Below are 21263 nucleotides of genomic sequence, written 5' to 3' on the forward strand. Positions count from 1 at the left end.
CGCTCCTCCGTTGTCTGTGGCAAACAGATAAGGGGAGTGACCGACACTGCAGACATCACCGGACATCAGCGCCGAAAAGGGCGGCCTGCTTCTGCGACAGGCCAGCGGGCCTGACGAGGTCTCCGCCTGCCAGCTGCTTCGGTACAAGGTATTCTACGATGAGCTGGGCGCGACGCCCGTCGGCGAAATGGCGTCACGGCGCATGGACGGAGACTGCTTCGACGCGATCTGCGACCATCTTGTGGTGGTGAAGCGGAGTGATTCCGCCGTCAAAGATGCCATTTTCCTCCGCGACGGTGAGCTGATCGGCACCTATCGCTTGCTGCGGCAAGAGGTGGCCGAGGCTTTTGGCGGCTTCTACACGCAGGCTGAATTCGACATCGCGCCGCTGATTGTCGCACACCCGCGCTTGCGCTTTCTGGAACTTGGGCGCTCCTGCGTGCTGAGGCCTTACCGCACAAAGCCGGTGGTCGAATTATTGTGGCAGGGAATCTGGAATTATGTGCGTGCCCACCGCATGGACGTGATGCTCGGATGTGCAAGCCTGGAGGGCACACAGCCCGGCGCGCACGCCCTGCCGCTGAGCTTCCTCGCCACGGCCGCAGCACCCCCGGAATGGGCGGTGCGCGCGCACGACAGCCACCGCATCGAAATGCGCCGCCTGCCGCACGACGGAATCGACACGAGGCGGGCGCTGAGGCAACTGCCTCCGCTCGTCAAGGGCTACCTCCGCCTCGGCTGCTACATCGGTGACGGCGCGGTAATCGACCGTCAGTTCAACACCATCGACGTGCTGATTATTCTGCCAGTCTCAGCCATCCATCCGCGCTACTTCGCTCATTTCGGAGCGCCCTGCACAATGGGCCCTCAGGTGCATGAGCAGGCGAGGGCCTGAACTTGCGCCAAATTTCGGATCTGGAGCATCTCTCGCATCGCGGTTGAGCCCATTTGCTCGCGCGATGCTCTAACGGTTGATGTCGTAGGCCGCTATGGCGGCGAGATTCAGAATCTCGGAGGCGGTGGCCGACATCGCCGCGATTTGCACCGGCCGATCGAGACCCGTGAGCAGAGGTCCTACGACGGTGACGCCACCCAGCTGCTGCAGCATCTTGGTCGATATCGAGGCCGAATGCGCGGCCGGCATGACCAGAACATTGGCAGGACCCGTAAGACGGCAGAAGGGATAGAGCGCCATGGCCTCGCGCGACAATGCGACATCCGCAGCCATTTCGCCGTCATACTCGAAGTCAACGTTACGGCGGTCGAGCACGCCCACGGCATCGCGCACATAGGCGGCGCGTTCGCCCCGCGGATAACCGAAGGTCGAATAGGACAGGAAGGCGACACGCGGCTCGTAACCGAAGCGGCGGGCCACGCCCGCGGCCTCCTGGGCAATGTCGGCCAGCTCATCGGGGGACGGCAGTTCATGGATCGAGGTGTCAGCAATGAAGACCGTCCGTCCACGGACGAGCGCCATGGAAACGCCGATCGGGCGATGGCCAGGCCGGTTGTCGATCGCCTGGCGCACGTTGTCGAGGGCCGCGGAGAAGTTGCGGGTGAGGCCCGTCACCATCGCGTCCGCATCGCCCATCGCCACCATGCAGGCGGCGAAGACATTTCGGTCCTGGTTCACCATGCGCTGGCAATCGCGCAGCAGGAAGCCGTTTCGCTGCAGGCGTTCGTAGAGGAAGTTGGCATAGTCGATGTTGCGTTCGGAGACGCGGGCGTTGGAGATTTCCACATTCTCGTTCAGTTCGAGTCCGCTGCTCGACAGCGTCTGCTGAATCTGCACCTCGCGGCCGATCAGGATGGCGCGGCCGAGGCCAGCACTGGCATAGCTGTTGGCGGCCCGGATCATGCGGTCTTCCTCGCCTTCGGCAAAGACGACGCGTTTAGGCGCCACGCGCACCTTGCCGAAGACGCTATGCAGGGTGCCCGCGATGGGATCGAGGCGGGCCGAGAGTGTATGGGCGTATTGATCGAGATCGGCGATGTGACGCCGCGCCACGCCGCTTTCCATCGCCGCCTTAGCCACCGCCACAGGGATGGTGGAGATGAGGCGCGGGTCGAAGGGCACAGGGATCAGATAATCGCGGCCGAACGAAGGGCGGGGGCCATGATAGGCGGCCGCCACCTCGTCCGGCACGTCCTCGCGGGCAAGGCCGGCGAGCGCGTGGGCGGCCGCGATCTTCATCTCGTCGTTGATGGTGCGGGCGCGCACGTCCAGCGCGCCGCGGAAGATATACGGGAAGCCCAGAACGTTGTTGATCTGGTTGGGGTAGTCGGAGCGGCCTGTGGCCATGATCGCGTCCTGGCGCAGTTTCAGCACATCCTCCGGCGTGATCTCCGGGTCCGGGTTCGCCATGGCGAAAATGATGGGGTTCGCGGCCATGCTCTTGACCATGGCGGGCGTCAGCGCGCCGGCAACCGAGAGGCCGAAGAACACGTCCGCTCCCTCCATGGCATCGGCCAGTGACCGCGCCTTGGTATCCGCCGCATGGGCCGACTTCCACTGGTTCATGCCCTCGGTGCGGCCCTTGTAGACCACGCCCTTGGAGTCGGCGAGGATGACATTGCCATTGGGCACGCCCAGCGATTTGATGAGCTCGACACAGGCGATGGCGGCGGCGCCTGCGCCATTGCACACGATCTTTGCCGTCTTAAGGTCGCGCTTCGTCAGATGAAGAGCGTTGATCAGGCCGGCGGTGGCGATGATGGCCGTGCCGTGCTGATCGTCGTGAAAGACCGGGATATCCATCATCTCGCGCAGACGCTGCTCGATGATGAAGCAATCGGGCGCCTTGATGTCCTCCAGGTTGATGCCGCCGAAGGAAGGGCCGAGATAGCGCACGGCGTTGATGAACTGCTCGACGTCCTTGGTATCGACCTCGAGGTCGATCGAATCGACGTCGGCGAAGCGCTTGAATAGCACGGCCTTGCCCTCCATCACGGGCTTGGAGGCCAGCGCGCCGAGATCGCCTAAGCCCAAGATGGCCGTGCCGTTGGAAATGACGGCCACGAGGTTCCCCTTCGCCGTGTAATCGTATGCCGTCTCCGGCGCCTCGGCAATACGGCGAACCGGGACGGCGACACCGGGACTGTAGGCCAGCGACAGGTCACGCTGGGTTGCCATGGGTTTGGTTGGGGTGATTTCCAGCTTGCCAGGCTTGCCGCGCTGGTGGAATTGCAGGGCTTCCTCATCGGTGATGGTCGGACGGCGCGGTTTCTGGTCCATGTCTTTGCCCTAAAAAACAATTCTCGACTGCGAACCAGTTAGACTAGAGAGGTGGGGGGAGACACTCAAGCGCTCCGAAATGGCCGCTTTTACCTCTTTAGTGGATTCCTGCTATGCAAGGCGCCGTGAACGAGATGGACCATATGGGCGAAGGAGTGGGCGAGGAATCCTCCGGCCGCGCAACGCCCGTCATGGCGCAATTCCTGGTGCTGAAACAGGCCAATCCAGGAAGCCTGCTGTTCTTCCGGATGGGCGACTTTTACGAGCTTTTCTTCGAGGATGCCGAAGTTGCCGCCAAGGCCCTTGGCATCACGCTCACAAAGCGCGGCAAGCACCTGGGCGAAGACATCCCCATGTGCGGCGTCCCTGTTCACGCCGCCGACGCGTATCTCCAGAAGCTGATCCGCATGGGTCACCGGGTCGCTGTGTGCGAGCAGCTCGAAGACCCTGCGGAAGCCCGCAAGCGCGGCTCCAAGGCCGTGGTGAAGCGCGATGTCGTTCGCCTGGTTACCCCCGGTACGCTGACGGAAGACAATCTGCTCGACTCGCGGACCCACAATTTTCTCGCAAGCGTCACCCGCAGCAAAGCGACGGGCGAAATGGCCATCGCCTGGGCGGACATCAGTTCGGGTGAACTCGCGGTGATGCAGACCTCCGCCGCACGGCTCTCCGCCGACCTGACCCGTCTCGACCCTCGCGAGATCATTGCGGCCGACGGGCTGCTGGCCGACCCGGCGGTCATGAACCTGCTGGACCGGCCGGGAGCGCCGGTGACGCCGCTTCCCTCTGTGCGTTTCGACTCCCTTGCTGCGGAGCGCCGTCTCCAGGACCAGTTTGACGTGAAGGCGCTGGATGGCTTCGGCAGCTTCTCGCGCGCCGAAGTGTCGGCGCTGGGCGGGCTGCTCGAATACATCGTCATCACTCAGGCGGGTAAAGTGCCGCATCTGCGTCCGCCGCGGCGTGAGGTGGCCTCCTCCGTGCTGCTCATCGACCCCGCAACGCGCGCCAATCTCGAGCTCACCCGCACGCTTGCCGGCGACCGGCGCGGCAGCCTGCTCTCGGTGATCGACCTTGCCATAACTGCCGCCGGATCGCGCTGCATTGCCGCGCGGCTCTCGACTCCACTCTGCGATCCCTATGCCATCGCCAACCGGCTTGACGAAGTGGCGCATTTCGTGACCGATGCGTCCTTGCGCGAGGACGTGCGAAAGCTGCTCGCTGCCATGCCCGATCTCGAACGTGCGCTCGGCCGCATCGCCATCGGACGTGGGGGTCCGCGCGACCTAGCCAGTATCCGTGATGCGCTGATGATCGCGGGGCATCTTGCCCACCGCCTCGGCGCCAGCACCACGATCGGTGGCCTGCCGGAAAACCTGGACAAGACTTGCGAGACGCTGAGCTGGAGCGACCTTGACCTGGCGCAGGAACTCGATGCCGCTCTTGACATCGATTTGCCGGTCTTCGCACGCGATGGCGGCTTCGTGAAGCAGGGCTACTCCACCGACCTCGACGGGAACCGGTCGCTCCGCGACGAAACCCGCCATGTGATCGCCGGGCTGCAGACACGCTATTGCGAGATCTCGGGGATCAAGTCGCTCAAGGTAAAGCACAATAATGTGCTGGGCTACTTCATTGAGGCGCCCGCAACCTCCGCCACGGCCCTGCAAACGCCTGACAAGGAGGCCCTGTTCATTCACCGTCAGACGGTGGCGAACGCTATGCGCTTCGTGACAGCTGAGCTCGCCTCGCTGGACCAGCGCATCGCGGCAGCAGCGGAAAAAGCGCTGGCACTGGAGCAGGAAATCTTCCAGTCCCTCTGTGCCCGCGTGACGGCGCGGCGCGATCTTTTCTCCAAGATCGCCGACGCGGCTGCCCAGCTCGATGCCGCCTCGGCGCTTGCCGAAGTGGCCGAGCGGCGGCGTTATGTGAGGCCACGCGTCGATGGGTCGACCCGCTTTACGGTGCGCGGTGGGCGGCATCCCGTAGTGGAAGCCGCGCTGCAGGACCAGGCGTCCGGTTCCTTTGTCGCCAATGATTGTGAGATCTCGGGAGAGGCCAAGCGGCTCTGCCTGCTCACCGGCCCCAACATGGCTGGCAAGTCCACCTATCTCCGCCAGAACGCGCTCATCGTCATCCTGGCGCAGATGGGCTCTTTCGTACCCGCGGCGGAGGCGCATTTTGGCGCGGTCGACCGGCTTTTCAGCCGCGTCGGGGCAGCCGACGATTTGGCGAGGGGACGTTCCACCTTCATGGTTGAGATGGTGGAGACGGCAGCCATCCTCAACCAGGCCACCGAAAAGTCCTTCGTCATCCTCGACGAGATTGGCCGCGGCACTGCAACCTATGACGGTCTCTCTATCGCCTGGGCTACGCTCGAGCACCTGCATGGGGTGAACCGCTGCCGCGCCCTCTTCGCCACTCACTACCATGAGCTGACCCAGCTTGCCGCCAAACTCCCCCATCTTGCCAACGCGACGATGAAAGTGAAGGAGTGGCAGGACCAGATCATCTTCCTGCACGAAGTTGTGGCGGGCGTTGCCAACCGCTCCTACGGTATTCACGTGGCCCAGATCGCCGGCCTGCCGCCGGCGGTGATCAGGCGCGCACAGACGGTGCTCGAACGGCTGGAGCACGAGGGATCGAAGGCGCCCGCGTCAGGACTTGCCGGCGATTTGCCCCTTTTTTCGGCTGTACCAGCGCCACCGGCAAAGGAAAGCGCCGTCGAGAAGAAACTGGCCCAGGTGGCCGCCGATGACCTATCACCGCGCGATGCGCTGGCTTTGGTCTACGAGCTGAAGGGCCTTCTGGGGGTTCGGCCATCGTGAGGGCAGACCCTACGCCCAGACGCCTCGTGAAGCCTGACCAGCTGCGCGACCAGCTTGCGGCTGCGGTGGCCGAATCAGGCGCCGCCAAAGCCAACCTGCGCACCAGTATTGTTAAGGTGCTGAAAGCGACGCTCGAACAGTCTCACGCGCTGGCTGAGAGGCAGCTCATCGCCGATGGCGACGGAACACGCTGTGCCGAGTCGCTGAGCAATTCCGAAGACCAAATCATCCGCAGTCTGTTCAACCTGGCCAGCACCACGCTGTTCCCCGCCCGGGGCGCAGAGGAGCGGATCGCCATCGTCGCCGTGGGTGGCTACGGCCGCGGCACGCTAGCGCCGGGTTCCGACATAGACCTGCTCTTCGTGCTGCCGGCCCGCCAGACGGAGAGGGTGCAGAACATCGTCGAATTTATCCTCTACTGCCTGTGGGACACGCGCCAGAAGGTTGGACATGCAACGCGCAGCATCGATGAATGCATCCGCCTCGCGAAGTCGGACAGCACCATTCTTACCGCCATTCTCGAAGCGCGCTACATTTGCGGCGACGGAGCGCTGTTCGAGCGGCTGGCCAGCGAATTCCGGCGCGAGATCGTGTCCAAGGGGGCCAAGGAATTCATTTCGGACAAGCTCGGCGAACGCGACCTCCGCCACCTGAAGGTGGGCGAGAGCCGCTATATCGTCGAGCCTGACGTAAAGGACGGCAAGGGTGGGCTTCGCGACCTAAACACGCTGTTCTGGATCGCCAAATACATCTACGCCACGAACTCGACCGATGAGCTGGCGGAGAAAGGCGCATTCAGCCAGGAGGAACTCGCAATCTTCAAGAAATGCGAGCGCTTGCTCTGGGCGGTGCGCTGCCACCTGCATTTCCTGTCCAAGCGCGGCAATGACCGCCTGAGCTTCGACCGCCAGTCCGACATCGCAGAGCGGCTCGGCTACAAGTCGCATGGCGGGTTGAAGCACGTCGAGCGCTTCATGAAGCACTACTTTCTGGTGGCCAAGGACGTGGGCGACCTGACGCGCATCCTGTGTGCGAGCCTCGAAGCCCGGCAGATGAAGGATGTGCCTAGCCTCGGCCGCGTGCTCGGCCGCCTCATGTCCAAGAGTTCCGGCGCCCTGCGCGATGCACCCGGCTTCCGGGTAGAGGGCGGCCGCGTGGTGCCCAGCTCGCCCGATATCTTCGCAAGGAACCCGGTGAACATCATTCGGCTCTTCGCCGTGGCCGGCCGCCACGGGGCCGAGATTCATCCGGACACGCTAAAGCTTCTGAGGAAGTCCCTTGGCCTCCTCCGCGACACTCTTGACAATCCGGAGGCCAACGCGATCTTCCTCGAACTGCTCACCACGATAGAGGACCCAGACATCGTGCTGCGCATGATGAATGAGGCAGGCGTACTTGGCCGTTTCATTCCGCCTTTCGGCCGAATCGTGGCGATGATGCAGTTCAACATGTATCATCACTATACGGTGGACGAGCACCTAATACGGGCAGTGGGCCATCTCTCCGCCATCGAGCGCGGGCGGCTGTCGGACGACCATCCACTATCCACAGCAATCTTCCCGACAATCACCAGCCGCCGCCTTCTTTATGTCGCTGTCTTCCTGCATGATGTTGCAAAGGGCCGGAAGGAGGACCATTCCATCGCCGGTGAACGCATCGCGCTGGAGTTCTGTCCGAGACTCGGGCTCACGGCGTCGGAGACGGAAACCGTCGCATGGCTTATCCGCCATCATCTGCTGATGAGCGAAACCGCTCAGATGCGGGATCTCAACGACTTCAAGACAATCCTTGATTTCTGCGCGGTGGTGCAGAGCGTCGAACGCTTGAAACTCCTGCTCATTCTCACCGTCGCCGATATTCGCGCCGTCGGGCCCGGCGTGTGGAACGGCTGGAAGGGCCAGCTTCTGCGCACGCTCTACGCTGAAGCCGAACCGGTTCTGACGGGCGGCCACACCGCGGTTTCCCGAAAGGAACGCGTGGCGGACGCACAGGCCGCCTTCTTCGCGCGCATGCCACGCTGGAGCGACGAGCAGAAGTCAGCCTACGCAGCACGGCACTATGATGCCTATTGGCTCGGCAGCTCCACCGATAAGCAGGTGAAGCACGCCGAGTTGATTGGCGGCGCCGCACCGAAGAGCGTGGTCACGAACTTCGAGACCGATGCCTTTACCGCTATCACCGAACTATCGATCTATACGCCTGACCACCCACGGCTACTAGCCCTGATCACCGGCGCCTGTGCGGCGGCAGGCGCCAACATCGCCGGTGCGCAGATCTTCACCACCACCGACGGCATGGCGCTGGACACCATCCTGATCCAGCGCGAATTCCCCGAGGAGGCGGACGAGCGCCGCCGGGCGGAGCGCATCGCTGAACTTGTGCGCAAGGCTCTGCGCGGCGAATTATGGCTGAGGGAGGCCGTGGCCAAGGCTTGCAAGCCGCAGCAGCGCATCAAAGCCTTCACGGTGGAGCCGCGCGTCATCATCGACAATCAGTCCTCCAACCGCTTCACGGTGATCGAGATCAATGGGCTCGACCGCATCGGCCTGCTCTATGACCTCACCGAAGCCCTTTACAAGCTCAACCTCAACATCGCCTCGGCGCATGTCACGACTTTTGGCGAGAAGGCGGTGGACGTGTTCTATGTAACCGATCTCACGGGCGCCAAGATCGAGAACGCGACGCGCCACAAACAGATCGAGAACGCGCTTGGCAATATTCTCAAACCGGCGGCGCAGGTCGCGCCGATGAAGGTCTGACCTCCATGACCATGCTCAGATCTGCCGCGACCGTCGGCAGTCTCACTCTCGTCAGCCGCGTGCTCGGCTTCGTCCGCGACCAGTTGATCGCCTTCGCCCTGGGTACAAGCTTCGTTGCCGAGGCCTTCTTCGTTGCACAGCGCTTCCCCAATCTGTTCCGCGCGCTGTTCGCCGAGGGCGCCTTCAACAACGCTTTCGTACCGTTGTTCGCCAAACGGGTGGAGGGCGAGGGCGAGGCCAAGGCCCGGGATTTTGCCATCGAGGTCTTCTCTTTCCTGCTGGCGTGGCTGATCTTTTTTTCGGCTATGGCGATGATCGCTATGCCGCTGGTGATCTATGTGATCGCTCCCGGCTTTCACGCCAGCGGAGAAACCTTCCAGCTGGCGGTGGACCTAACCCGCATCTGTTTCCCCTACCTCCTCTTGATGTCGCTCACGGCACTGCAGTCGGGGGTGCTCAATAGCCTCAACAGGTTCACCGCGGCCGCAGCAGCACCAATCCTGCTTAATGTGGTGATGATTGCATCTAACGTGGTGGCTTGGCTCATGGCCACGGGAAATACGCCGAAAACCGGTTACATTTTCGCCTGGGGCCTCTTTGCCTCGGGCATTGCGCAATATGCGCTGCTCGCCATCGCCTGCAGGCGGGCAGACATGCGCCTCGTGCCGCGCTGGCCGCGTCTGACGCCGGATGTGAAAGAGGTCATCACACTTTCGATCCCCGGCATTATTTCCGGCGGTGTCATGCAGATCAACCTGGTTGTCGCCACCATGATCGCCACCACTCTGCCGGGTGCGGTTGCCATCCTTTACTACGCCGACCGCCTCTACCAGCTGCCGCTCGGCGTTATTGGCGTGGCGATCGGCGTGGTGCTGCTGCCCGACCTGTCGCGCAAGCTGCGCGCCGGAAATGAGGCTGGGGCGCTGACCAGCCAGAACCGGGCGCTGGAACTCTCCATGTTTCTGACGCTGCCGGCCGCCATCGCGCTGATGGCCATTCCGCACCCCATCATCCGTACCGTGTTTGAACATGGCGCCTTCACGCGGGCGGATACCTTTGCCGTGGCGCCGGCACTCCTGGCTTTCGCCTCCGGCCTCGTTGCCTTTTCGCTTTCTAAGGTGTTCCAGCCTGGCTTCTATGCCCGCGAGGACACCAAGACGCCCATGCGCTTTGCGGTGATATCCGTCGTCGTCAACGTGATAGGAAGCTTCGTCCTATCCCGCATCATGGGCCATGTCGGCATCGCGCTTGCCACTTCGCTGGCGGCCTGGACCAACACAATCCTGCTGGGCGTCACTCTATCCCGCCGCGGGCTATTCACCCTCGACGAGAGAGCCCGCTGCCGCCTGCCGCGGATTGTCGCATCCGGGCTCGGCATGGGCGGGCTTCTGCTGGCCGGAGCTTGGTTGCTGGAAGGCAATTATGCCGAACACGCTGGCTTTTTTGCCGCCGCCTGGGGGCTTTCGCTGCTCGTCTCCGGTGGCATCGTCAGCTACTTCGCATTGGCGCACCTCACAGGGGCCATGAGGTTATCCGAGTTCAAGTCGATGCTGAAACGCTGAAAAGTCAAGGCTAAAGTTACTTCTATGAAAGACAACAACAACGAACAGGACGTGGCATTCGGCTTCCGCCGTGTGGATGAGGGCGAGAAGCAGGGCCTCGTCAACGACGTCTTCTCCAAGGTCGCCGGGCGCTATGACCAGATGAATGACCTGATGTCCAGCGGCCTCCACAGGCTGTGGAAGGACGATTTGGTGGCCATGCTGAACCCGCCGCGAGGGCAGGCGGGTTTCAGTCACCTCGACGTGGCGGGCGGCACCGGCGACATCGCCTTCCGCATCCTGCAATCGGGCGGTCCCAATCTGCGGGTGACGGTCGCCGACATTTCGCCTGAAATGGTGAGCGAGGGCAGGAAGCGCGCCGAGGTGGAAGGCCTGCTGGGACGCTGCAGATTCACCGTCGGCAACGCCGAAGCGCTGGCCTTTCCTGACAAGAGCTTCGATGGATACACCATCGCCTTCGGCATTCGCAACGTTACCCATATCGACAAGGCACTGGCGGAGGCGCACCGCGTGCTGAAGCCCGGCGGACATTTCCTCTGCCTCGAATTCAGCCAGATGGACATACCGCTGCTGGACAAGATCTACGACGCTTATTCCTTCACCGTCGTTCCCGCCATCGGCAAGGTGGTGACCGGGGACGGCCATCCCTATCGCTATCTTGTCGAGTCGATCCGCACCTTCCCGAAGCAAGACGACTTCAAGGCGATGATCGAGGCTGCGGGCTTCGCCAATGTCACCTACCGCAACCTGACGGGCGGCGTGGTGGCGATCCATTCGGGCTGGCGGATCTGATGTATTCACAAATCCGGCACAGCTTAGCCCTTTTGCGTGCGGGCCGCACGCTGGCGGCATATGACGCGCTGATGACGCCGGAACAGATTCACCAGCTCCCCTGGGCGGCACGGCTCGGCCTGTCCATTGCCAAGATCGGAACGCGCAAACCCGGGAACAGCGGCAACATGGCGGTGGCAGCCGCCCTGTCCTCGCTCGGGCCCAGCTACATCAAGCTTGGCCAGTTCTTGGCGACACGCCCTGATCTCGTGGGCCCGCGGCGTGCTTTCGAGCTGAAAGCCCTCCAGGACAGGCTGCCGCCTTTTCCCACCGAGACTGCCGAAGAGATCATCCGCGGCAACCTGGGCGCACCCGTGGAGGTGTTGTTCACCGCGTTTGGACCGCCAGTCGCGGCCGCCTCTATCGCCCAGGTGCATAAGGCGCGCGGCGCTGATGGCCGCGAATTCGCGGTAAAGGTCCTGCGCCCAGGTGTCGGCAAGCGCTTCGCCGCCGATCTCGGCAGCTTCTATTTTGCGGCGCGCCTGATGGAGCGCTTCAGTGCCGAGGGCCGCCGGCTGCGCCCGGTTGCCGCCGTGCATATGCTGGAGCAATCCATGCGGCAGGAACTCGACCTGCGCATGGAGGCGGCAGCACTTTCGGAAATGTCGCAGAATACAAAGAACGACCCCGGCTTCCGCGTGCCGAGGGTGAACTGGGAATGCACCGGCCGCGACGTTCTCACCACCGAATGGATCGACGGCACGCCAATTGCCGATGTCGAAGCGCTCCGGGCGCAGGGTTTCGATCTGGTGAAGCTCGGCGACACAGTGATCCAGAGCTTCCTGCGCCACGCGATCCGCGACGGCTTTTTCCATGCCGACATGCACCAGGGGAACCTGTTCGTCGACCGCTCGGGAAATCTCGTGGCCGTCGATTTCGGCATCGTCGGCAGGCTCGGTCCGAAGGAGAGCATGTTCCTGGCCGAGATTCTCTACGGCTTCATCACGCGGAATTACCTGCGGGTGAGCGAAGTACACTTTGAGGCAGGCTACGTGCCGCGCCACCACGACCCTGCCGTCTTTGCCCAGGCCATCCGTTCCATCGGAGAGCCGATCATGGACCGGCCTGCGAACCAAATCTCGATGGCGCGGCTTCTGACTCAGCTTTTCGAGATTACCGCCCAATTCGACATGCAGACCCAGCCGCAGCTCCTGCTGCTGCAGAAGACTATGGTCGTTGTCGAGGGCGTGGCACGCACGCTGAACCCGGACCTCAATATGTGGGTGACGGCGGAACCCGTGGTTGGCGGCTGGATCAAGCGCCAGCTTGGACCTGCAGGCAAGCTGGAAGAGGCCGCAGGCTCGCTCGGCCAGGTCTTCACCGGCCTTCCCGCCATGCTGGAGGACGCCAAGCGCGCCACCACGATGCTTTCGGACATGGCCGCAACCGGAGGCCTCAGGCTCGACCGGGAGACGACGGAACAGCTTGCCCTCTCCCAATCCCGCCATGCCCGCTGGACGCGTTTCTGGCTTGCCTTGGGGGCCATCTCGCTCGCCGCCATCGCCATTAAGCTCATCACTTGAGGGCGGTTGGCAGGTTCCTGGCTTTGCTGCCATAATGGGTCATGATATCGCTTGCGGGAAAATCGGTCCTTCTTGTCATCGGCGGCGGCATTGCCGCCTATAAGACGCATGAGCTGGTCCGCCTGCTGAAAACCCGGGGCGCCGCCGTCCGCATCATCTTGACAAAGGCGGCCGAACAATTCGTAACACCCCTGTCGCTTGCCTCGATCTCGGGCGAAAAAGTCTATACGTCGTTATTCAGCCTGACTGATGAAGTGGAGATGGGCCATATCCAGCTCTCCCGCGCGGCGGATCTCTTGGTCGTGGCGCCGGCAACGGCAGACCTGATAGCCAAGATGGCCAGCGGCCTCGCCGACGACCTCGCCTCCACCGCACTTCTCGCCACGGACAAGCCTGTGCTGATCGCCCCGGCGATGAACGTGCGCATGTGGCGGCACCCCGCCACTGTGCGCAACGTGGAGACACTGAAGCGCGACGGCCTTGTTCTGGCCGGTCCCAATGACGGCGAGATGGCCTGTGGTGAATTCGGCCCCGGCCGCATGGCGGAACCGAACGAGATCCTCGCCGCCATCATCGAGATGCTGAAGCCCAAGGCGCAGCCGCTGGCGGGGAAGAAGGTGGTGATCACCGCCGGGCCGACCCGCGAACCGATCGATCCGGTGCGCTTCATCTCCAACCATTCTTCGGGCAAGCAGGGTTATGCCATCGCCAGGGCAGCGGTGGAACTCGGCGCGGAGACGATCCTGGTCTCCGGCCCGGTCTCCCTGCCGATACCGCCGGGCGTCCAGATGATGCCAGTCGAGACTGCCCAGGAGATGCTCGAAGTCTGCCAGGGCGAAATGCCTGCTGACATTGCCATCTTCACGGCCGCCGTCGCGGACTGGCGTGTGGCGGCAGAGGCTCACGAAAAGATCAAGAAGACCGGAAACGCGCCGCCCAGCCTGCCGCTTACAGAGAACCCGGATATCCTCGCCACGATTTCGCGCGAACCCAAGCGCCCTCGCATCGTCGTCGGCTTCGCTGCCGAGACGGAACGGGTGAGAGAATATGCCGCGGAAAAGCTAAGGAAAAAGGGCTGTGACCTTATTGTTGCGAATGACGTCGGCAGGGGGTCAGACGTGTTCGGCGGCGACCGGAATACCGTGCATATCGTCTCCCCTGCGGGCGTCGAGGACTGGCCGAACATGAGCAAGGACGAAGTGGCGCAGAAGCTAATGGAGCGCCTTGCCCAGATGCTGATGCCGGAGCAGAAGGCCGCAGAATGATCCGTGTCGAGATCAAGCGACTTCCGAACAACGAGGACCTCCCGCTGCCGGTCTACGAAACAGCGGGCGCCGCCGGCTTGGACTTGCGTGCGGCCGAAGCTGTGATCCTGAAGCCCGGGGCACGCCACCTGGTGCCGACCGGATTGTCCATAGCTCTGCCCGAAGGTTATGAGGCCCAGGTACGCCCACGCTCTGGCCTTGCCGTGAAACATGGCGTGACAGTTCTGAATTCGCCCGGCACCATCGACTGCGATTACCGGGGCGAGGTGAAGGTGCCGCTCATCAATCACGGACAGGATGACTTCGCCATCGCCCGCGGCGATCGCATCGCACAGATGGTGATCGCCTCCGTGACGCGAATCGGTTGGTCGGAAGTGGACCGGCTCGACGAAACGGAACGCGGCGCCGGAGGCTTCGGCTCCTCGGGACACTGCTGATGGCGCTGTCACCGGATGAAATCGAGCGCTATGCGCGGCATCTCGTGCTGCAAGAGGTGGGCGGCCCCGGACAAAACCGGCTGAGGAATGCCAAGGTCCTCGTCGTCGGTGCAGGCGGCCTCGGTGCGCCATTGCTCTACTATCTGGCAGCGGCAGGCATAGGGACCATCGGCATCATCGACCACGATACGGTAAGCCTTTCAAACCTGCAGCGCCAGATCATCCACACGACAGCGCGAGTCGGCATTCCCAAGACATCAAGCGCACGTGAGAGCCTGCAGGGCCTCAACCCGCATGTGCATGTGGTGGAACATGCCTACCGCATCGGCGCGGAGAACGCGCTGCAAATCATTTCGAGCTATGACTTGGTAGCAGACGGCTGCGACAACTTCCCCACGCGCTATCTCGTCAGCGATGCCTGCTACTTCGCGAAGAAGACGCTGGTGACGGGGGCCGTCGGGCAATTCGACGGCCAGCTTTCGACTTTCAAGCCGTACAAAACCTCGCCTGAGGGTACGCCATGGCCCACCTACCGCTGCCTGATGGGCGAATTGCCGCCGCGTGGGCTGTTTCCCGCCTGCGAAGAGGCCGGCATTCTGGGCGCCTTGCCAGGCATTCTCGGCTCGATGCTGGCGATGGAGGTTATCAAGGAAATCCTCGGCATCGGCGAGAGCCTCGCCGGACGGCTGTTGATGTATGATGCTCTCGCTGCCCGCTTCTATGAAACGAAGCTGACTTGGAATCCCAATAACCCGCTTACAGGCCGCACGCCCAGCGTCACATCGCTGGTGCAGTCAAACTACGTCGACCGGTAGCGGGAGCCTGGCCCCCGGTGGCAGAACATACGCGAACGCCTCCGCCAGTCCGGGAGTTTCAACAGTCAGCGGATTTGCTTCCTTGACCTCGCTCAAACCACCTTCAAGTCTTCGGGGCGCGGCATCGAGATGATATTGTAGCCTGAATCGACATAGTGGATTTCACCCGTGACGCCGCCGGACAGCGGCGAGAGCAGATAGAGACCGGCGCCGCCCACTTCATCGAGCGTGATGGTGCGGCGAAGCGGTGCATGATCCTGTTGATAGCTGAACATGGCGCGCGCATCGCCGATGCCCGCGCCCGCGAGCGTGCGCATGGGGCCCGCCGAGATGGCATTCACACGGATTCCTTGCGGGCCATAATCTGCCGCCAGATAGCGCACCGAGGATTCGAGAGCAGCCTTGGCCACACCCATGACATTGTAGTTCGGCATAACGCGCACCGACCCGCCATAGGTCAGGGTCACTAGCGAACCGCCATTGGGCATCAAGGCCGCGGCACGCTTGGCGATCTCGGTGAAGGAAAAGCACGAGATCACCATGGTGCGGATGAAGTTCCCCCGCGTCGTATCGGCATATTTGCCTTTAAGTTCATTCTTGTCCGAGAAGGCGATAGCGTGCACCACGAAATCGATGCTGCCCCATTTCTGCTTCAGGGTTTCGAACACCTGATCGACCGTAGCGATGTCCTCCACGTCGCACGGCAGAAGCATCGCGGAGCCAACGGACTCGGCAAGCGGCTTCACGCGCTTGCCGAAGGCTTCTCCCTGATAGGTGAAGGCAAGTTCGGCTCCGTGCTTGTGAAGCTGCTGAGCGATGCCCCATGCGATCGAATGGTCGTTTGCAACGCCCATGATGAGTCCGCGGCGGCCGGCCATCAATAAATCGGTCATGTGGAGATCAGCCGTTGTAGCGCTGGAAAACGAGGGTTGCGTTGGTGCCGCCGAAGCCGAAGCTGTTGGACATCACTGTGTCGATCTTGGCATTATCGATGCGCTTGCGGATGATCGGCACATCGGCGAATTCAGAGTCCAACTCCTCAATATGTGCGCTTTCGCAGAGGAAGTTGTTCTTCATCATGAGGATCGCATAAATCGCCTCCTGCACACCGACCGCTCCGAGCGAATGGCCGGTGAGCGATTTGGTGCTGGAGATCGGGGGAATCTTGTCGCCGAAGACAGCGCGGATCGCTTCAATTTCCTTCTTGTCGCCAATCGGCGTCGAGGTGCCATGCGGATTAATGTAGTCGATCGTGCCGGCAGCGCCGAGCGCCTGCTTCATGCACCGGATGGCGCCTTCGCCTGAGGGCTGGACCATATCGTAACCGTCGGATGTCGCACCATAGCCGATGAGTTCGGCATAGACCTTGGCGCCGCGCGCCTTGGCGTGTTCGAGTTCCTCCAGCACCACGGTACCCGCGCCACCTGCAATCACGAATCCATCGCGGTTCTTGTCATAGGCGCGCGAGGCCGTGGCCGGCGTATCGTTGTACTTCGACGACATGGCGCCCATGGCGTCGAACAGCACGGAGAGGGTCCAGTCGAGTTCTTCGCCGCCACCGGCGAACATCACATCCTGCTTGCCCCATTGGATCATCTCCGCAGCGTTGCCGATGCAATGGGCCGAGGTGGCGCAGGCCGAGGATATCGAATAGTTCACGCCGCGAATGCCGAAGGGCGTGGCCAAGGTTGCCGAATTGGTGCTCGACATGGCGGCAGGCACGGCAAAGGGCCCAACGCGCTTCGGACCCTTCTCGCGGGTCGTGTCGGCCGCCTGCACGATCGTGCGGGTGGACGGGCCGCCAGAACCCATGATGATGCCGGTGCGGTCGTTCTTGACGTCGGACTCCTCAAGCCCGGAATCAACGATCGCCTGCTGCATGGCGGCATAGTTCCAGGCCGCGCCATCGCCCATGAAGCGGCGCACGCGGCGGTCGATGCTCTCGAGGTCGAAAGTCGGGGCGCCATGCACCTGACAACGGAAGCCGAGTTTTTCGTACTGGTCCGCCTTGACGGTACCGGACTTGGCCTCGAACAGCGAATTCACGACTTCCTGCACATTGTTGCCGATGCTCGACACGATGCCGAGGCCGGTTACGACGACACGCCGCATGTTGATTTCCTTTCTCAGGCCGCGGGCTGGAACAGTCCGACCCTCATGTCGGTAACCTGATAGACCGTTTCACCATCGGCCTTCATAATTCCGCTCGAGACCGCCATCTTGAGCTTGCGAAGGATAAGGCGGGTAACCTCGATTTCATAGGTCACTTTCTTGACGAGGGGCGTGACCATGCCGGAGAGCTTTACCTCGCCTACTCCCAAGGCGCGGCCTCGGCCCGGCTCGCCCAGCCAGCCGAGGAAGAAGCCGGTCATCTGCCAAAGGGCATCCAGACCCAGGCAGCCTGGCATGACAGGGTCACCCTGGAAATGGCAGCCGAAGAACCAGAGATCGGGCTTGATATCGAATTCGGCGACAACCTTGCCGAGCCCTGCAGCGCCGCCATCCTTGGAAATCTCGGTGATGCGGTCGAACATCAGCATCGGCGGCAGTGGCAGCTGGGCATTTCCGGGACCGAACAGCTCGCCGCGGCCGCAGGCCAGAAGATCCTCGTAATTGTAGCTCGACTTGGCTTCTTTCATTCTGCCTCTGGTCCCAAACCTCACCGGACCGCCCCGGACCTGTCGTTCCTATCACATGGAAATATCTGGTCCAAGCCCGCTTTCAGGCGGAGGCAGCCCGCCGCACTGGCGCCAAGATTGCCTTGCTTGAGATGTTTCGCGTATAAGAGCCATGACATGAATTTGCAGCACACCGCACTGGTTGAACGCCTGCGGCTGGCGGGGCTTCGCCCAACGCGCCAGCGGCTTTGCCTCGCGGCCATCCTGTTCGGCGCAGGAGACCGTCATGTGAGCGCCGAAAGCCTGCACCAAGAGGCACTGGCCGCCCGCATCGACGTGTCGCTGGCCACCGTCTACAACACGCTGAACCAGTTCAAGGCGGCGGGCCTCTTGCGCGAGGTGGCGTTTGAGGGTGACCGTACCTTCTTCGACACCAACACTTCCAACCACTTTCACTACTATATCGAAGAAACAAACTCGCTGGTCGACATCGGCACGGAAAATCTGGAGGTCCTGGGCTTGCCGCAGCTGCCCCCAGGCACGGAGATCGACCGGGTGGACATCATTATCCGCCTGCGCAAGTCCAGCCGCTGACGTCAGGCAGCCTTGCTGCCCGCGGCCACCAGCCCCGCTTCCCAGCCTAAAATCGCCTGCTTTCTTGTCAGCCCCCAATGGTAGCCGCAAAGGCCGCCTGACTTGCCGAGCACGCGGTGGCAAGGAACGACGAAAGAAATCGGGTTGCGGCCCACGGCGGCGCCCACGGCGCGGGAAGCCTTGGCATTGCCGAGGTGACCGGCAATGTCCGAATAGGTTGTCGCCCGGCCCATTGGGATCTTCAGCAGTGTCTGCCAGACCCTTGTTTCGAACTCCGTACCTATGAACACGATACGCAACGGCTGTTCCGCCGCCCAGCGCTGCGGACTGAAAATCCGGGCCACGGGACCCGCCGTGACCGGCGCATCCTCGATGTAGTGGGCCTCCGGCCAACGGCTCCTCATGTCCTCCAAGCTTGCTTCCTCCTGGCCGGGGTCTGCGAAAGCCAGGCCGCAGATGCCGTGATCCGTCATCATCAGCAGAACTTTGCCGAAAGGACAGTCATGAAACCCGTAGCGGATCGCGAGCCCCTTGCCGCGCGCCTTGTAGGCGCCCGGCGTCATGCCCTCATGGGTGACGAAGAGGTCATGGAGGCGCCCCGGCCCGGACAGACCCACTTCATAGCTGGTATCCAGAACGCTCGCCGAATCTCGCAGCAGCTTGCGGGCATGGTCGATGGTCAGAGCCTGGACGAAGGCCTTGGGGCTCAGTCCCGCCCAGCGCATGAACAGGCGCTGCAGATGCGCAGCGCTCAATCCATTGCGTTCGGCCAGAAGGTCAAGTGACGGCTGTTCCCGCCAGTGCTCTCGCAAGTAGTCGAGATTCCGGCGGACGAGTTCATAATCGCGGGCGGCTTCAGTGAAGGTGAGCGCGTTTTCCATGCTGAGGAAGCTAACCCCGCGCGAGCCGCTTTCCCACCCGAAAGCTGATCAGATGCGCGGAACCGCAAGGGCAGACTTCAGGGCCTGAGCAAGGGTCTTGCGCTCCTCCGGGGGGAGGAATTCGCCCACCGCCACCCGGGTCCTTCCGGAAACCAGAAGCAGCCTGCCGATCAGCTCCCTTTCGCGATCCTCCTCCAACTCCACCCGCACCCAACGCCTAACAAAACGCCGTTGCTGCGGCGGGTGCCTATCGCTCTCACGCTCGAGCAACAGCTCATGCTCGGTGATGGAGATGCGCTCAAGCTTGCGGGCATCGGCGAAATTCATCCGGAAGGCCCACCACACCAAGAGCACGTCGAGCCCGGCGAAGCCGGCGATGGGCCAGGCCCCAAGCGCCACGAACACTCCGGCGACGACCAGGTTCACGAGAACAACAAGCCCCATGAGGAGGTAAAAGCCATTCCGGTCGAGGCTTCGATGCGGCGTGAGCGTCGCCTGCCAGACTTTGCTGTTGCCCTGATCCATGCCGCTGTTCTACCTCAAGACCCGCAAGGGAACACCGCAGCTATGGCCAGAGCAAGCCGTCTGAAGCCTGAGGAAGTGGAGGAGATTTTCCGCCGCTTCCAAACCGCCAACCCTGAACCCAAGGGCGAACTGCATTACGTGAACCCCTATACTCTGCTCGTTGCCGTCGTGCTCTCCGCACAGGCGACGGACCAAGGGGTGAACAAGGCCACGAAGCCGCTGTTCGCCATTGCCGACACCCCCCAGAAAATGGTTGCCTTGGGCGAGGGTACGGTGCGGGACGCGATCAAGACCATCGGCCTGTTCCGCGGCAAGGCGAAGAACGTTATGCTCCTGTCGCAGCAGCTGATCGATAAGCATGGTGGCGAGGTTCCTGACGACCGGGAGGCGCTTGAGGCCCTTCCCGGGGTGGGGCGGAAGACGGCGAATGTGGTGCTCAACATCGCCTTCGGGCACCCGACGATCGCTGTCGACACGCATTTGTTCCGGGTCGGGAACCGCACCGGCCTTGCGCCCGGCAAGACGCCGCTGGAGGTGGAACTGAAGCTCCTGAAGGTTGTGCCCAAGACCTACGGCCGGCACGCCCACCATTGGCTGATTCTGCACGGGCGCTATGTGTGCAAGGCGCGCAAGCCCGAGTGCTGGCGCTGCGTCATCTCGGAGATCTGCCGTTTCACGCCGAAGACACCCGCACCGACTTGAAGAGGTGAGTGAAATAAGCGGTTGAGAACAAGGGCACTGCGAAGTTGACGAATGGCACCAGCGACATGAAAGCCGGCAGCAGAGCGGCGATGAACACTGCCGGGCTGTTCTCCTTGCGCAGCATCTTCGCCTCCTCCACCGGCATGTGTCGCATCGCTACCATTTCGAAGTATTCGCGCCCGATCAGATAGGCATTGGCGGCAATCAGCACGAAGACTCCGAAACCGAAGAACACTGTGGGCAACACAGCAAGGTTGACCAGAAGCACCACGATAAAGAACTGGATGGCCATCAGGATTGCGCGCCCCACCGGCAAGGACGTTCCCCGGGGGTCCCAGGGATAGTGGCGCTCCTCCACCTTCTCGGCGATTTGGTCGAGGAAAAGGCCGGCGAAAGCCGCCGTGACAGGGGACATCAGGAAAAAGAAAGCAACCAGCAGGAGGAGCCCGGCGCCCACCTCCACCAGACGGTCGGCCCAAGGCCAGGAAAAATGCGTGAAACCGGCGATCAGCAATTCGGCGATCGCCAGAACGGCAATAAACAGCGCAACGGTCAGCCCCAGCGCCTTGAACAGCACGGAGCGGAATTCCGGCGAGAACAGGTCGCCAAAGGCGCGAAAGGCAGAGGTCAGCATGCCTTTCACGTAATCACCCTGGCTTGCCAGCGCAAGCGGGCTTCGCTAGGGCGGGGG

General features: G+C 62.5%; 18 protein-coding genes. 11 read left to right on the plus strand and 7 right to left on the minus strand.

What is annotated here, in order from left to right; genetic code table 11:
- Window positions 1-133: 133 nt before the first annotated feature.
- Window positions 134-895 carry a GNAT family N-acyltransferase gene (locus tag IOC82_RS14210; RefSeq protein ID WP_290546888.1) on the plus strand — a complete coding sequence of 254 codons (762 nt, stop codon included), beginning with the start codon at window positions 134-136 and terminating at the stop codon, window positions 893-895.
- Between the two features lie 69 nt (window positions 896-964).
- On the opposite strand, the gene IOC82_RS14215 is transcribed toward IOC82_RS14210, so the two are convergent.
- Entirely contained in the window at window positions 965-3235 is a 2271-nt protein-coding gene (locus tag IOC82_RS14215; RefSeq protein ID WP_290546856.1) for an NADP-dependent malic enzyme, read from the minus strand.
- A 113-nt stretch (window positions 3236-3348) separates the two neighbouring features.
- Between IOC82_RS14215 and mutS the strand changes: the two genes are divergently transcribed.
- The 8 genes from mutS to moeB are packed head-to-tail and all read left to right on the plus strand — an operon-like array spanning window position 3349 to window position 15252.
- The gene (gene mutS, locus IOC82_RS14220) at window positions 3349-6060 is read left to right on the plus strand and encodes a DNA mismatch repair protein MutS (protein ID WP_290546857.1); all 2712 of its coding nucleotides are present in this window, start codon (window positions 3349-3351) and stop codon (window positions 6058-6060) included.
- Window positions 6057-8819, plus strand: a complete 2763-nt coding sequence (locus IOC82_RS14225; RefSeq protein ID WP_290546858.1) for a [protein-PII] uridylyltransferase — start codon at window positions 6057-6059, stop codon at window positions 8817-8819. Before mutS ends, IOC82_RS14225 begins: the two co-directional genes overlap by 4 nt.
- A gap of 5 nt (window positions 8820-8824) precedes the next feature.
- Window positions 8825-10381, plus strand: a complete 1557-nt coding sequence (murJ, locus tag IOC82_RS14230; protein ID WP_290546859.1) for a murein biosynthesis integral membrane protein MurJ — start codon at window positions 8825-8827, stop codon at window positions 10379-10381.
- Window positions 10382-10405: 24 nt separating this feature from the next.
- Window positions 10406-11173, plus strand: a complete 768-nt coding sequence (ubiE, locus tag IOC82_RS14235; RefSeq protein WP_290546860.1) for a bifunctional demethylmenaquinone methyltransferase/2-methoxy-6-polyprenyl-1,4-benzoquinol methylase UbiE — start codon at window positions 10406-10408, stop codon at window positions 11171-11173.
- Window positions 11173-12735 (plus strand): 2-polyprenylphenol 6-hydroxylase, encoded by a 1563-nt coding sequence (gene ubiB, locus IOC82_RS14240; protein ID WP_290546861.1) that lies wholly within the window; start codon window positions 11173-11175, stop codon window positions 12733-12735. The genes ubiE and ubiB overlap by 1 nt, the downstream gene beginning before the upstream one ends.
- A gap of 41 nt (window positions 12736-12776) precedes the next feature.
- The gene (coaBC, locus tag IOC82_RS14245) at window positions 12777-14000 is read left to right on the plus strand and encodes a bifunctional phosphopantothenoylcysteine decarboxylase/phosphopantothenate--cysteine ligase CoaBC (protein WP_290546862.1); all 1224 of its coding nucleotides are present in this window, start codon (window positions 12777-12779) and stop codon (window positions 13998-14000) included.
- Window positions 13997-14437 carry a dUTP diphosphatase gene (gene dut, locus IOC82_RS14250; protein WP_290546863.1) on the plus strand — a complete coding sequence of 147 codons (441 nt, stop codon included), beginning with the start codon at window positions 13997-13999 and terminating at the stop codon, window positions 14435-14437. The genes coaBC and dut overlap by 4 nt, the downstream gene beginning before the upstream one ends.
- The gene (moeB, locus tag IOC82_RS14255; RefSeq protein WP_290546864.1) at window positions 14437-15252 is read left to right on the plus strand and encodes a molybdopterin-synthase adenylyltransferase MoeB; all 816 of its coding nucleotides are present in this window, start codon (window positions 14437-14439) and stop codon (window positions 15250-15252) included. Before dut ends, moeB begins: the two co-directional genes overlap by 1 nt.
- A 92-nt stretch (window positions 15253-15344) precedes the next feature.
- Here the strand turns inward: moeB and fabI are convergent, their stop codons facing one another.
- The 3 genes from fabI to fabA are packed head-to-tail and all read right to left on the minus strand — an operon-like array spanning window position 15345 to window position 17891.
- Entirely contained in the window at window positions 15345-16145 is an 801-nt protein-coding gene (gene fabI, locus IOC82_RS14260) for an enoyl-ACP reductase FabI (RefSeq protein WP_290546865.1), read from the minus strand.
- A gap of 7 nt (window positions 16146-16152) precedes the next feature.
- A complete protein-coding gene (gene fabB, locus IOC82_RS14265; RefSeq protein WP_290546866.1) occupies window positions 16153-17364 on the minus strand; it encodes a beta-ketoacyl-ACP synthase I in 1212 nt (403 codons plus the stop codon).
- A 14-nt stretch (window positions 17365-17378) separates the two neighbouring features.
- Complete coding sequence (gene fabA / locus IOC82_RS14270) at window positions 17379-17891, minus strand: 3-hydroxyacyl-[acyl-carrier-protein] dehydratase FabA (protein WP_290546867.1); 513 nt, start codon at window positions 17889-17891, stop codon at window positions 17379-17381.
- Window positions 17892-18047: 156 nt separating this feature from the next.
- On the opposite strand from fabA, the gene irrA reads away from it, so the two are divergent.
- Complete coding sequence (gene irrA, locus IOC82_RS14275) at window positions 18048-18464, plus strand: iron response transcriptional regulator IrrA (RefSeq protein ID WP_290546868.1); 417 nt, start codon at window positions 18048-18050, stop codon at window positions 18462-18464.
- Between the two features lie 2 nt (window positions 18465-18466).
- Here irrA and IOC82_RS14280 read toward each other — a convergent pair whose 3' ends face one another.
- A complete protein-coding gene (locus IOC82_RS14280; RefSeq protein ID WP_290546869.1) occupies window positions 18467-19345 on the minus strand; it encodes a bifunctional helix-turn-helix domain-containing protein/methylated-DNA--[protein]-cysteine S-methyltransferase in 879 nt (292 codons plus the stop codon).
- Between the two features lie 48 nt (window positions 19346-19393).
- The gene (locus tag IOC82_RS14285) at window positions 19394-19870 is read right to left on the minus strand and encodes a DUF2244 domain-containing protein (protein ID WP_290546870.1); all 477 of its coding nucleotides are present in this window, start codon (window positions 19868-19870) and stop codon (window positions 19394-19396) included.
- Between the two features lie 42 nt (window positions 19871-19912).
- Between IOC82_RS14285 and nth the strand changes: the two genes are divergently transcribed.
- Window positions 19913-20572 carry an endonuclease III gene (gene nth / locus IOC82_RS14290; protein WP_290546871.1) on the plus strand — a complete coding sequence of 220 codons (660 nt, stop codon included), beginning with the start codon at window positions 19913-19915 and terminating at the stop codon, window positions 20570-20572.
- Here nth and IOC82_RS14295 read toward each other — a convergent pair.
- Window positions 20544-21206, minus strand: coding sequence for an EI24 domain-containing protein (locus tag IOC82_RS14295; protein WP_290546872.1), 663 nt, complete (start codon window positions 21204-21206; stop codon window positions 20544-20546). The two genes, nth and IOC82_RS14295, sit on opposite strands and share 29 nt — an antisense overlap.
- Window positions 21207-21263: the final 57 nt, after the last annotated feature.

The sequence above is a fragment of the Aestuariivirga sp. genome (genome assembly GCF_020252395.1).
Taxonomy (GTDB): Bacteria; Pseudomonadota; Alphaproteobacteria; order Rhizobiales; family Aestuariivirgaceae; genus Aestuariivirga.